This window comes from Cupriavidus sp. PET2-C1 (assembly GCF_054515855.1).
The window spans coordinates 2,774,662-2,787,460 of the sequence record NZ_CM137259.1 but is presented as its reverse complement, the minus strand read 5'-3'; the positions used below and the strand labels follow the sequence as shown (position 1 = coordinate 2,787,460).

The 12,799-nt window shown below is 66.2% G+C and carries 12 protein-coding genes and 1 tRNA gene; 11 read left to right on the top strand and 2 right to left on the bottom strand.

Going from position 1 to position 12,799, the window contains the following annotated elements; translation table 11 throughout:
* Positions 1 to 40 precede the first annotated feature (40 nt).
* The 3 genes from ACX12D_RS12575 (at position 41) to ACX12D_RS12565 (ending at position 3,663) form a co-directional block, all read left to right on the top strand.
* Complete coding sequence (locus tag ACX12D_RS12575) at positions 41 to 1,030, top strand: VOC family protein (RefSeq protein ID WP_459371364.1); 990 nt, start codon at positions 41 to 43, stop codon at positions 1,028 to 1,030.
* Between the two features lie 92 nt (positions 1,031 to 1,122).
* Positions 1,123 to 2,079, top strand: a complete 957-nt coding sequence (locus ACX12D_RS12570) for a PDR/VanB family oxidoreductase (protein WP_459371363.1) — start codon at positions 1,123 to 1,125, stop codon at positions 2,077 to 2,079.
* Positions 2,080 to 2,367: 288 nt separating this feature from the next.
* Positions 2,368 to 3,663: an MFS transporter gene (locus ACX12D_RS12565; RefSeq protein WP_459374011.1), complete on the top strand. Its 1,296-nt coding sequence runs from the start codon at positions 2,368 to 2,370 to the stop codon at positions 3,661 to 3,663.
* 69 nt (positions 3,664 to 3,732) lie between these two features.
* Here the strand turns inward: ACX12D_RS12565 and ACX12D_RS12560 are convergent, their stop codons facing one another.
* Positions 3,733 to 4,311, bottom strand: a complete 579-nt coding sequence (locus ACX12D_RS12560) for a MarR family winged helix-turn-helix transcriptional regulator (protein ID WP_459371362.1) — start codon at positions 4,309 to 4,311, stop codon at positions 3,733 to 3,735.
* Between the two features lie 316 nt (positions 4,312 to 4,627).
* Between ACX12D_RS12560 and ACX12D_RS12555 the strand changes: the two genes are divergently transcribed.
* The 8 genes from ACX12D_RS12555 (at position 4,628) to ACX12D_RS12520 (ending at position 12,502) form a co-directional block, all read left to right on the top strand.
* Positions 4,628 to 5,608: a Bug family tripartite tricarboxylate transporter substrate binding protein gene (locus tag ACX12D_RS12555; RefSeq protein ID WP_459371361.1), complete on the top strand. Its 981-nt coding sequence runs from the start codon at positions 4,628 to 4,630 to the stop codon at positions 5,606 to 5,608.
* Between the two features lie 129 nt (positions 5,609 to 5,737).
* Positions 5,738 to 7,975 (top strand): xanthine dehydrogenase family protein molybdopterin-binding subunit, encoded by a 2,238-nt coding sequence (locus tag ACX12D_RS12550; RefSeq protein WP_459374010.1) that lies wholly within the window; start codon positions 5,738 to 5,740, stop codon positions 7,973 to 7,975.
* Entirely contained in the window at positions 7,968 to 8,834 is an 867-nt protein-coding gene (locus ACX12D_RS12545) for an FAD binding domain-containing protein (protein ID WP_459371360.1), read from the top strand. Before ACX12D_RS12550 ends, ACX12D_RS12545 begins: the two co-directional genes overlap by 8 nt.
* 9 nt (positions 8,835 to 8,843) lie before the next feature.
* Positions 8,844 to 9,320 carry a (2Fe-2S)-binding protein gene (locus tag ACX12D_RS12540; RefSeq protein WP_459371358.1) on the top strand — a complete coding sequence of 159 codons (477 nt, stop codon included), beginning with the start codon at positions 8,844 to 8,846 and terminating at the stop codon, positions 9,318 to 9,320.
* The gene (locus tag ACX12D_RS12535; protein ID WP_459371357.1) at positions 9,310 to 10,089 is read left to right on the top strand and encodes a CoxG family protein; all 780 of its coding nucleotides are present in this window, start codon (positions 9,310 to 9,312) and stop codon (positions 10,087 to 10,089) included. The genes ACX12D_RS12540 and ACX12D_RS12535 overlap by 11 nt, the downstream gene beginning before the upstream one ends.
* 184 nt (positions 10,090 to 10,273) lie before the next feature.
* Entirely contained in the window at positions 10,274 to 11,095 is an 822-nt protein-coding gene (locus ACX12D_RS12530) for an IclR family transcriptional regulator (RefSeq protein ID WP_459371356.1), read from the top strand.
* A 157-nt stretch (positions 11,096 to 11,252) separates the two neighbouring features.
* On the top strand, positions 11,253 to 11,618 hold the full coding sequence (locus tag ACX12D_RS12525; RefSeq protein ID WP_459371355.1) for a hypothetical protein: 366 nt from the start codon (positions 11,253 to 11,255) through the stop codon (positions 11,616 to 11,618).
* A 290-nt stretch (positions 11,619 to 11,908) separates the two neighbouring features.
* Positions 11,909 to 12,502, top strand: coding sequence for a ParB-like protein (locus ACX12D_RS12520; protein WP_459371354.1), 594 nt, complete (start codon positions 11,909 to 11,911; stop codon positions 12,500 to 12,502).
* A 94-nt stretch (positions 12,503 to 12,596) separates the two neighbouring features.
* Here ACX12D_RS12520 and ACX12D_RS12515 read toward each other — a convergent pair.
* Positions 12,597 to 12,671 (bottom strand) — tRNA-Val (locus ACX12D_RS12515).
* Positions 12,672 to 12,799: the final 128 nt, after the last annotated feature.

Genomic DNA, 12,799 nt, shown 5'->3' with positions numbered 1-12,799 from the left:
GACGTTGGACGCTGCAAAAGCGACACAGCAGGAGAGGGTAATGAACACGATTCTGGGCATCGACGAAATCGTCTACGGTGCCGACGACCTGGACGCCTGCCGGCGCTTCTTCGCCGACTGGGGCCTCACGCTGGTGCGCGAGGACGCGGCCGGGCTGGATTTCGAGACGCTGAACGGCTGCCGCGTGCTGGTGCGCCGCATCGGCGACCCGGCACTGCCAGCGGCAATGGAAGACGGCCCGACATTGCGCGAGGTGGTATGGGGCGTGGACACGCAAGCGGCGCTGGACCGGATTGCGGATGCCATCCGCGCCGAGCCGGGCTTCGTCAGCACGGGCGAGCACGGCGTGCGGGGCGAGCAAGGCGAACGCGTAGGCTGCACGGATCCGAACGGCCTGGCCGTGCGCTTCCAGCTGACCCGCAAGCGCGAGGTCGACGTGGAATGCGCCGCGATGAACACGTGGAACGACAAGCCGCGCCTGAACCAGCGCAGCCCGATCTACGAACGCGCCACGCCGATCGAGGTGGGGCACGTGGTGTTCTTCGTCAAGGACGTGGCGGCGACCGAGCGCTTCTACACCGAGAAGCTGGGTTTCGTGCCGTCGGACCATTATCCGGGCCGTGGCGCCTTCCTGCGCTGCGCGCCGGACGGCGGCCACCACGACCTGTTTCTGCTGCAGCTGCCGCAGGCCAAGAGCGGGCTGAACCATGTCGCCTTTACCGTGCGCGACATCCACGAGGTGTTCGGCGGCGGCCTGCATGTGTCGCGCGGTGGCTGGGATACGCAGCTTGGCCCGGGCCGGCATCCGATTTCGTCGGCGTATTTCTGGTACTTCAAGAATCCGGCCGGCGGCCTGATCGAGTACTACGCCGATGAAGACCAGCTGGATGCCGAATGGGAGCCGCGCGATTTCGAGCCGGGCCCGACCATGTTCGCCGAATGGGCGGTGGAGGGCGGGCTGGATGGCAATACGCGCCGGCAGAAGAACGCGGGCGGCCCGCAGGGCAAGTTCCTGACGGAGAAGCGCTGAGCACGGCGTGGCAATACAGGCAACACAAGCAACGCAAGCAACGCAAGCAAGACGAGCAAGACAAGCAATACGAAGCAACCGAAGGAAGTGCCATGAGTACCAGCCAATCCCTGAGCCTGCGCGTGCAGGCCATGCGTTTCGAAGCGCGCGGCATCGTCAGCGTGGAACTGCGCGATCCGCACGGGCATGCGTTGCCCGAGTACGCGCCGGGCGCGCATATCGACCTGCATCTGGGCAATGGCCTGGTGCGCAGCTACTCGCTGTGCGGCGCGCCGGAAGTGCGCGACCGCTACGTGGTGGGCGTGCTGCTCGACCGCGCAAGCCGTGGCGGCTCGCGCTATGTGCATGAGCAACTGCGGGTGGGCAGCACGCTCGCCGTGGCGGCGCCGCGCAACCACTTCGCGCTGGATGAGGGGGCGGCACACACGGTGCTGGTGGCCGGCGGCATCGGCGTGACGCCGATCGTGTGCATGGCGCGCCGGTTGCATCAGCTCGGGCGGTCCTTCACGTTGCTTTACTGCGCACGCTCGCGTGAGGAAGCTGCTTTCGCGGACGAGCTGGCCGCCTACGGCGACGCGGTGCGCATGCACTTCGACGACGAGGCGGGCAGCCCGCCGGACCTGCCGGCGCTGCTGGCGGGGCAAGCCGCCAGCACGCACTTCTATTGCTGCGGCCCGGGCCCGATGCTGAATGCCTTCGAAGCCGCCTGCGCCGGCCATGGCTATCCCGAAGTCCATATCGAACGCTTCGCCGCCGACCCGTCGGTGGCGGCGGTGCAGGACGGCGAGTACACCGTGGCGCTGGCAAGCACGGGTAGCGAGCTGAAAGTGCCCGCAGGCAAGTCCCTGCTGGACGCCTTGCTCGAAGCGGGCATTGCGGTGGAGCACAGCTGCAAGGAAGGCGTATGCGGCTCGTGCGAGACGCGCGTGCTCGAAGGCATTCCCGAACACCGTGACGGCGTGCTCAGCAAGAGCGAGCGCGAGTCGAACCAGACCATGATGGTTTGCGTGTCAGGCTGCAAAGGCAAGCGCCTGGTCCTGGACCTCTAAGCGCGCCACCGCGCGCCGCATCCGTCGCGGCGCCAACGGTGGTGGCCATTGCCGGGCAAGTCCGGTAATGCGCCAGCGCGGGGCGGCTGCCTGCCTCGGATACTTTAGAAGAGAAACACCGTGTTGATCCAGAGACAAGAGGCCCCGTTCGCCAACGCGAACGCCGAGGGTGTGGCGACCCCATCCAGCAGCATCACGGCAGGCGGTGGCGAGCGCGCCACGGACGCCCGCGCGGCAACCACCCGGGGCGAGATCATCGCCCGCATCGAGCGCCTGCCCAGCAATGGCATGCATGTCAGGGCGCGGCTGCTGATCGGCCTGGCCACGTTCTTCGATGGCTTCGACGTCATCGCCATCGCCGCCACGCTGCCGCTGCTGATTTCCATGTGGTCGCTCACGCCGGGGCAGATCGGCTTCCTGATCGCGGCGCCGTCGGTCGGGCAACTGATCGGCGCGCTGCTGTTTCCCGCCCTGGCCGAGCGCTTTGGCCGTCTCAACTCGATTGGCTGGAGCGCGGGCATCATCGGGCTGATGAGCATCGCCTGCGGCTTCGCGCCCTCGTTCGAGATCTTTGCCCTGCTGCGCATCGTGCAGGGCCTTGGCCTGGGCGGCGAATTGCCGGTGGCCGCGACCTATATCAACGAAGTGACGCGTGCCCACGGGCGCGGGCGCTTTGTGCTGCTGTACGAGGTGGTGTTCCCGATCGGCCTGCTGATCTCCAATGCCGTCGGCGCGTGGCTGGTGCCGCGGTTCGGCTGGACAGTGATGTACTTCATCGGCGGCGCCCCGGTCATCCTGTTCTTCATCCTGCGCCGGGCCATTCCCGAGTCGCCGCGCTGGCTGGCGGAGAAGGGCCGCCTGGCCGAAGCCGACCGCGCGCTCGCGGTGTTCGAGTCGCGGGCCAAGGGGCCGCTGGCGCCGCTGGGCGATGTGTCTGCGTACGACGCGATGACCGGCAAGCACCCGCGCCGGCGTGTCCGGGATCTGCTGAGCAAGGCCTATATTGGCCGCACGCTGGCGGTGTGGATGCTGTGGGCGACCTGCGGCTTCATCCAGTACGGGCTGTCGACCTGGTTGCCGACGATCTACAAGACGGTGTATCACGCACCGCTGCAACTGGCGCTGAACCTGGCCGCGGGCGCATCGGTGCTCGGGGTGATCGGCTCGCTGGTGTGCGCGATGATCGTCGACAAGGTGGGGCGCAAGCCGGTGATCAACGTCTCGTTCATCCTGTGCGCGATATCGCTGGCGCTGGCTGGCGTGTTCCACGCGGAGTCGGTGTACGTCGTGGCCGGGCTCTGCGCGCTCTCGCTCGGTTTCCTGGCGAGTGGCTTTATCACGGCCTACGTGTACACGCCGGAGCTGTATCCCACCAGCATCCGCGCCATGGGCTGCGGCTTTGGGGGGGCGTGGCTGAAGCTGGCGGCGATCTTCGCGCCGACGCTGGTGGCCAGCACGATCGGCTCTGGCAATCTCAGCACCGCCTTCTACGCACTGGCCACGGTGCCGTTCGTGGCGGCGCTGACCATCCATTTCCTTGGCATCGAGACCAAGGGCAAGGTGCTCGAGCAACTCGAGGCCTGATCCGCGGCGCACGGCATGAAGCCCGTGGCAGCGCCAGCTGCCACGGGCTTTGTTCGTTCTCGTGCGTGCTTATTTGCCCTCGCCCTCGCCCCCGCCCGCGTCGCCGCGCCCCGGCGTCACGCACAGGCCGTGCAGCTTCCTCAGCGCCTGGTACATCGCGCGGCGCTCCTCCGGCTCCAGCAGCCGGATCACCTCCGCCTGGCCCTTCCTGGCCAGCGGCATCACTTGCTCATGCAGCGCCAGGCCTTCCGGCGTGATGCTGCAGATCAGCTTCTTGCGCGGCGTGTTGCCCTCGGCATCCAGCTTCACCAGCCCGCGGCCCTCGAGCAGCCGCAGCGTTCGGCTCACCAGCGCCTTGTCCGATGTGGATTGCAGCACCAGTTCGGCAAAAGGCAGCTGCCGCGCGTGCGCCAGCAGCGCCAGCAGTCGCCACTCGGGCACCGTGAGCGCGAACTGCTCGGCGTAGGGCAGCGTCACGGTGCGGCGCAGGGCGTTGACCAACTGGCTGAGCATCGTCGTCAGGAAGTCGTCGACATCGAGCCCGTTGCCTTGCTCGTCCAGTTGCGCCCAGGGGCAGTCAGCTGTCGAGGGCACTGCCGTGTCGCCGGTGTCGGTTGTCGTTCCGGCTGCGCGCTTCATCAGATCCATGTCGCTCAAGAGATGCCGCCGGACGGCGGCTGATCAGGGGGGAGCCGATTGTCTCATAGGGACTCCGGTGTGCTGCCCCGTTCTCGTCGTGATTTCCCTCTTTTTATTTTTCTAAAAAATAGATATGTCAATTAGGTATTAACGTAAGTTGAGTAGTCAACAAACGAGATCTAGTATGCATGAAACGTTCCTCTCCTGAACTAGTGTTTCGCTAATAAAACGCACATCGAATGCGTTCCCGTCCCTTAGCCGTGCCTAACCCTGCACCCACCATGCCATTCCCCGCTGAAGTGGAGCGCCCCCACAGGAGCCGTAGATGAACCTTGTCCGCCGACACATCCTTGCCACAGCGCTCGCCGCGATTGCCCTGGGAGGCGGCAGCGCCTTCGCGCTCGGCTATCCCACCAAACCGGTCACGATCGTGGTCGCCTATCCGCCGGGCGGCGACACGGACTCCATGGCGCGCATGTACGCGGAGAAGCTGTCGATGCGCCTCAAGCAGCCGGTGATCGTGGAGAACAAGCCGGGCGCCGGCGGCGTGGTCGGCAACGCCATGGTCGGCCGCGCGCCGGCCGACGGCTACACCCTGCTGTTCACGCCCAACCCGTTTACGACGGCGCCGATGGTGCTCAAGCTCCCCGCCAGCTCCAGCTACGACGCGCTGCATGGCTTCACCCCGGTCATCCAGACCGGCACGCAGACCCTGCTGCTGGTGGCGTATCCGGGCACCGGCATCAAGACCGTGCAGGAAATGGTGGCCGCGGCGAAGGCCGGCAAGCCGCTGACGTATGCCACCCCCGGCGCGGGTTCGCCCATGCATATCGCCGGCGAGTGGCTGAACCGCGCTGCTGGCGTGAAGATCCAGCATGTGCCGTACCGGGGCGTTGCGCCCGCCGTCAATGATGTCGTGGCAGGCCACGTCAACTTTGCCTACGTGACGCTGGGGCCGGTGGCCCAGTACATCAACACGGGCAAACTGCTCGCGCTGGCGGTGACCGATCCGAAGCGCTCTGCGCTGCTGCCCAATGTGCCGACGCTGGCCGAGCTTGGCTACAAGGACGTCATCGTGGGCGCATGGCACGGCGTCATGGCGCCCAAGGGCACGCCGGCCGAGGTGGTGAAGCTGCTCAACGAACAGCTCAATGAGATCGTCAAGATGCCGGACATCGCCGAGAAGATGGCCACTTTCGGCGCGGTGCCGGTGGGCGGCGCGCCCGCCGTGCTGGAAAAGATCAATGCTTCCGACTACGAGCGGCTGGGCAAGGTCATCAAGGATTTCGGCATCAGCGCCGAGTGACGCGACGCCGGCGGCAACGCTCGCCGGCGTCTTCATGGTTTTCAGTGGTTTTCTGACTAGCAGGAGGTCGGCTTGAGCACGTCGACAGTGGGAAGCTCCACGCCGCAAGTGACGGCGCGGGAGAAGGTGATGGGCAGGGCCGTGTATGCCGGCGACATCAAGCAGGCCGGCATGCTGCACGCCAAGGTGCTGCGCAGCCCGTATCCGCATGCCCGCATCGTTCGCATCGACACCGCGGCGGCGCGCGCGCTGCCGGGCGTCAAGCTGGTGCTGACCGGCGAGGACACGCCGTCGCGGCTGTGGGGCACGCATCGCAAGGAGCAGCGCATTCTTGCCGCTGGCGTGGTCCGCCACGTGGGCGAGGAGGTCGCCGCGGTGGTGGCGGTGGACGAGGAAACCGCGCGTGATGCGCTGGACCTGATCCGTGTGGAGTACGAAGAACTGCCCGCGATATTCAGCCCCGATGCAGCGCTTGCCGATGGCGCGGCGCAGCTGCACCCGGGCACGCGCAATATCGCCCACGAGATGCATATCGAGCGCGGCGACGTCGAAGCCGGCTTCGCGCGCGCCGCGGTGGTCTACGAGGCCACGTACGACATGCATTCGCAGTATCCCGGCTACCTGGAGCCGATGGCTACCGTGGCCGCCCAGGATGGCAATGGCCGGCTGACGGTCTGGGCCTCGACGCAGTCCGTGTTCCTGGCGCGCGCGCGGCTGGCCGAAGCGCTGGACCGGCCGGTGTCCACCATCCGCGTGATCCAGGCGGTCACCGGCGGCGGCTTTGGCGCCAAGATCGTGGAGGAGAGCAACAGCCTGATCGCGGCCTTGCTGGCAACGCGGCTCGACCGCCCGGTGCGCTTCGTCAACAATCGGCTCGAGGATTTTCTCGGCGCACGCTCCAGCGTGCCGGCGCGGGTCTGGCTGAAGATGGGCCTGGACGCGCAAGGGATGATTGTCGCCAAGGACGTCAATATCGTGGCCGAATGCGGCGCCTATGCGGGCCTGGCTGGCGACGTGATGCACGTGACCGCCATGCGCAGCGATAACATGCATCGCGTGGAGAACGTGCGCTCCAGCGCCGTGCTTGCCTATACCAACAATCCGCCGCGCGGCGCGTTCCGCGGCTTTGGCGGCCAGCAGATGCAGTTTCCGCTGAACAGCCACCTCACCATGCTGGCCGAAATGCTTGGCATGGATCCCATTGAAGTCCACAAGCGCAATGCCATCCGCTCCGGGGACACCAGCGTGCATGGCTGGAAGATCGGCAGCAGCGGCCTGGTGGAATGCCTCGAGCAAACGCGCGAAGCGATCCAGTGGGATGCGCGCCGCGCCGATGCCTCGCGGCGAACCGGCACGCGCCGGCGCGGGCTCGGCATCGCGGCCGCCATGCACGTCAGCGGCAACCGCACGCTGGGCAACTGGGACGGCTCGACCATTGTGCTCAAGGTCAACGAGGACGGGCGCGTCATGCTGCTCACCAGCGAGTGCGACATGGGGCAGGGCGCCAACACCATGCTTAGCCAGATCTGTGCCCAGGAACTGGGCATTGCGCTGTCGCATGTCACCGTGAGCGCGCCGGATACCGATGTGGCGCCGTTCTGCCTCGGCTCGCTGGCATCGCGCGTCACGATCATTGCCGGCAACGCAGTGATGCGGGCCGCGCGCGAGGCGAAGCAGAAACTGCTGAGCGTTGCCGCCGACAAGCTCGGCGTGCCGCAGGACGAACTGGACCTGCTCGACGGCGTGATCCGCGCCCGCAATGACGACACCAGGCGCGCCACGCTCGCCGAGATCGCGCGCTTGCATATCTTCCGCCATGGCGGCGAAGGCCTGATGGTGCGCGCCACTTACGATGCGCCCACCGTGATGCACGACGCCAGCTACTACGGCAACATCGCGCCTGCCTATTCGTTCGCGGCGCAGGCCGTCGAAGTGGAAGTGGACATGGCCACCGGGCAGGTCACGCTGATCGACAGCTTCGTGTCGGACGACTGCGGCAAGGCCATCAACCCGCTGGCCGTGCACGGCCAGACGCACGGCGCCACCGTGCAAGCGATCGGCTGGACACTGTACGAGCACGTGCAGGTCGAGGATGGCCGCATCCTGAACGGCAACTTCGCCGACTACACCATGCCGACCGCCGACGCCGTGCCCGCGCTGCGCACGGATGTGGTCGAGTCCATTGAGCCCAACGGGCCCTACGGCGCCAAGGGCGCCAGCGAAACCGCGATCCTGCCGGGCGCGGCGGCCATTGCCAATGCGGTCTATGACGCCATCGGCGTGCGCATTGCTTCGCTGCCCATCACACCGGAGAAGGTGCTGGCCGCGCTGCGCGAGCGCAAGGAAAAGGAGGCGCGCCATGCGTAATTTCGAATTTCTTGAGCCGGGCACGGTGCAGGAAGCCAGCCACATGCTGGCCGACCTGGGCGACGCGTGCCGGGTCATCGCGGGCGGCACCGCGCTGATGCTCGGCATGCGCCAGCGCATGCTCACGCCCACCCACCTGGTATCGCTTGGCCGGCTCGATGCGTTGCGCAAGATCGAGTTCGATCCGCGCGCCGGCTTGCGCATCGGTGCGCTGGCCTTGCATGCGCAGGTGGCGCGCTCGCCGCTGGTGCAGGCGCATTACCCCATGCTGGCCAGCATGGCAGGGCGCGTGGCCAATCCGCAGGTGCGCAACCAGGGCACGATCGGCGGCAACCTTTGCTATGCCGATCCCGCCACCGATCCGCCGGGTTGCCTGATGGCGCTGGGGGCGCAGGTGGTGCTCGCCGGCAGGAGCGGCGAGCGCGTGCTGGAGATGGAGGCGTTCCTGGTCGACTACTACACCACCGCGCTCGAGCCCGATGAGATCGTGACCGAGATCCGCGTTCCCGCGCCGGCGCCGGATGCGCTTGGCCACTACGCGCGCTTCCTGCGCACGGCCGCCGAGCACCGGCCGCTGGCCAGCGTCGCGCTGCTGGCGCGCCGGACTGGCGCCACGTGTATCGAGGCGCGCCTTGCGGTCGGCGCGTCCACGCCGATTCCGGCGCGGCTGCGGCGTGCCGAGGCGTTCCTGGCCGGCAAGGCCGTCACGCCGGAAGTGGCCGCCGAGGCGGCGGACATCGTTGCCGCGGACATCGACCCCGTCTCCGACATGCGCGGCAACGCGGACTATCGCCGCGAGATGGTACGGACCGTGGCGCGGCGAAGCATCGCCACGCTGTTCGGGCTGGCGGCGGACTAAGGATTCCCCATGCAAAAGATCCAAATCGAACTCACCGTCAATGGCGAGGCACACAGCGTGGAAGTGCCCGCGCGGCGCCTGCTGTCGGACCTGCTGCGCGACGACCTCAACCTGACCGGCACCAAGCGCGGCTGCGAGACCGGCATCTGCGGCGCCTGCTCCGTGCTGGTGGACGGCGAAGTCATGAAGTCCTGCCTGGTGCTTGCCGTGCAGGCACGCGGGCGCGATGTGACCACCGTCGAAGGCCTCAGCGCCGGCGGCGAACTGCACCCGCTGCAGCAAAGCTTCATGGAGTGCGGCGGCCTGCAGTGCGGCTACTGCACCCCTGGCTTCCTGATGACCTCCTGCGCCATGCTGGCGCATAACCCCAACCCGACAGAAGAAGAAGTCCGCGCCAGCCTGAACGGCAACCTGTGCCGCTGCACCGGTTACGTCGGCATCGTCGAATCCATTCTGTCCGCCGCGGAGAAAATGCGTGGAAATTGAAAAAACCCTGATCGTCGGCGCAGCGCCGGCGCAAGTTTGGGCACTGCTGCTCGATCCCAATGTGATGGGCGGCTGCGTGCCGGGCATGCAGTCGATCGAGGTGGTCAGCGATGTGGAGTACATCTCGCACATCCAGGTCAAGATCGCCTTTGTCAGCGCGCGCTTCAAGATCAAGACCACCATCGTGGAGATGCGCGCGCCCAACTACCTGCGTAGCGAAGGCACGGGCGAGGACGCCTCCGTGGCCAGCTCGCTCAAGCAATCCAGCGAGATCTTCCTGACCGGGCAGCCCGACGGCACGACCGAACTGCGCATGAAGATCAACGTGGACGTGCTGGGCCGCCTTGGCACGTTCGGCCTGAGCGTGATGAAGACGAAGGCGGACCGGATGTGGGAGGAATTCGGCACGAATTTGTCGGCGCGTTTGGTGGCGCCTGCCGAGGCGGTGCCGGCCATGGCGCCCGCAGCGCCCGCGGTGGCGCAAACGGTGGCGCAAACGGAGGCGAAGGCGCAGGCCGCTTCGCCAGCCTCAGTCATCGAGGGGATTCCCGCTCGCCCGGCCGTCATCCCGGCTCACGCCGTGCAAGCCAGCCCCAATCGCAGCGCTGGCTGGTGGTCGCGCTTGTTCTCGCCCGCGCCCGCCGTGGACAGGGGCCCGCTCACGGATATCTGCATCGAAGTGCGCCAGCCGGATGCGACCATTACCGTGCGCTGGCCGGCACAGCACGCGGGCGAGTGCGCCGCATGGCTGCGGGACTATCTGAAGTGAGCCTGCGCGGCTTTGGTGATGGAAGTGCTGGAGGATCGATGCAGGGCGTGTTATATCGGACAGTCGCGGGCGGCGAGTCGGGATGCAAGGTGCGTCATCCGCGCCGGGCGGGCCGCAGGGCAGGGCCGAAGCCAAAGCCGTTACCATATAGCACGCCAAAGTACTCATTCGCAGAGATATCACCATGACAGATGCCCTCGAGCCTACCGATCTCCAGGACAAGTACATCGTGCCGGGGCTGGAACGCGGCCTGCGCCTGCTGGGCGAGTTCAGCCGCAACGAGCGGACCCTGTCTGCCGCCGAGCTGGCGCGCCGGCTGCAGGTCCCGCGCTCCACGGTGTTCCGCCTGCTGACCACGCTGGAGATGATGGGCTTTGTCGAGCGCACCGATGGCGGCCGTGAATTCCGGCTCGGCATGGCGGTACTGCGCCTTGGCTTCGACTACCTCGCTTCGCTGGAGCTGACCGAACTCGGCCGGCCACTGCTGGACCGCCTGCGCGACGAGATCAACTTCCCATGCAACCTGGTGGTGCGTGACGGCCGCTCCATCGTCTACGTGGCCAAGTCCGTGGCGCCTACGCCGTTCGCCAGCTCGGTCAACGTCGGCACCCGCCTGCCGGCGCACGCCACCGTGCTTGGCCGCGTCCTGCTTGAAGACCTGACGCTGGCGGAGCTGCGTGAACTCTATCCCGAGCCGCAGCTGGAAGTTTTTTCGGAGAGCACACCCAAGACCGTCGAAGCACTGTTCGATATGGTCCAGCGCGACCGTCAGCGCGGCTACGTGCTGCAGGAAGGCTTCTTCGAGACCAGCATCTCGACCATCGCCGCGCCAGTGCGGGACCGCAGCGGCAAGGTAGTGGCGGCGCTTGGCGCCACCATCCCGGCTTCGCGGATCGATCCGGAGCGGCTCGATGGCATGGTGGAACAGGTGAGGAGTGCTGCGGGGGAACTATCCCGGTTGCTGGACTATCGTCCGTCGGAAGGTGGGGCGGTAGTTAATTTGTAGGGCGCCGGCCAGGCCGGCACCAGGCTCGTCGCCTGGTAGTGACGGGCAAGCACCGCGACTTGCCCTTGCCGCGCAAATCCGGCATCGGGCCTGGCAGGGGCCTGGAATGTGCACTGGGAATTCGTGTCTAACTACACGAACGCGTCAGGAATTGGCGATGGGCACATGTATCAGAACCCTCACAATCGGTGCGGCCATGGCGCTGGCCGGGTGCGCGGCAGTGCCTGCCTATGACGGCTATGGCTACGGCTATCCGGCCGAAGACACTTATCCATACGGCGCTTACTATCCCGCTTACCCCTATGGCCCCTACTATGACTACGGCTGGTGGCCGGGGTTCTATGGAGGTGGTGCCGTGTTTTTCCATGGCGGTGGCCACGGCGGTGATGGCCACCATGGTCACGGCGGTCACGGCGGCCACGGCGAGGGGCATGGGGAGGGCCATGGCGGCGGTCACGAAGGTGGTGGTCATAACGGTGGTGGTCATAACGGTGGCGGCCATGGCGGCGGCCATGGTCGATGAGCGTTGGAGCAGGCCTGATCGGAGCCCGTCATGCCGGTTCTCCCCTTCCTTGTTGCTGCCTTGCTGATCGTCGGGGTGTACGCGTTCGCGATCCGGGCAATCTTTCATCGCGAACCCAAGGCGCGGGGAAGACCCGTCCGGCGTTGCCGGCGGCACTACCGGCGCACCTGACGGCGAGGGAAACCCGCATCGGGCTGGCACCCATCCCATATCCGTTCTGATTGTTGGCGATATGCCTGCTAATCTTGCCTTGTGCAGAACTTGTGCGGAAAAATGAAGAGGAGGGCAACATGTCAGCGGTCCGCGAGTCCTTGATTCATGAGCTTCACCCGACGCAGCTGACGGTGGGCATGATCGAAGTGCAGGACAAAAAGAAGCACCTGGCTTCGCTAAAGCCCGCCGAGCAGCGCGAGTTCCTGCAGGCCCATCCGATCCCGGCGGTCAACGGGCCGGGCGGCAAGCTTTACATTACCGATCACCATCATCTCGGGCGGGCGGCCTTGGAGGCCGGTGTCACCAGCGGCTTTTTCACCGTGGAGGCCGATCTGTCGGCTTGCGCGCAGGACGAGTTCTGGGTAGAGATGGACAAGAGCCTATGGGTTCATCCCCTGGACGAACATGGCGTACGGCACAGCTACGCTGCGGTTCCCCACCACCTGGAGAAACTGGTCGACGATCCATACCGGTCGCTGGCCGGGTATGTGCGAGACGCTGGTGGCTACACCAAGACGCCTACCGCCTTTGCGGAGTTCGTGTGGGCGGACTTCTTTCGCCGCTCCATCGCCGTCGAGGACCTGAGTGCTGACTTCCACGCGGCAGTCCAGCGAGGCATTGCGCTGGCAAAAGGCAAGCTGGCTGTCGGCCTGCCGGGATACACCGCGTAGTGCGCACGTTGCGCTGATGCCGGGCAACAAAAAACCCAGAGAGCTTTCGCTGTCTGGGTTTCTCGGCAACGTAGGCAGTTGCTAGCCACTAATTTGGTGGGTGGTACAGGGATTGAACCTGTGACCCCTGCCGTGTGAAGGCAGTGCTCTACCGCTGAGCTAACCACCCCTGCTGCTGCGCTGTTACTGCTGTGCTGCAGAGAAACAAGATTATGTCAGCGCCGTTGTATCTTGTAAAGCCCTTCCTGGAAATTTCTGCAAAAAATCCGTTGGCTACTTTCGGGCGGCAATCGTGGC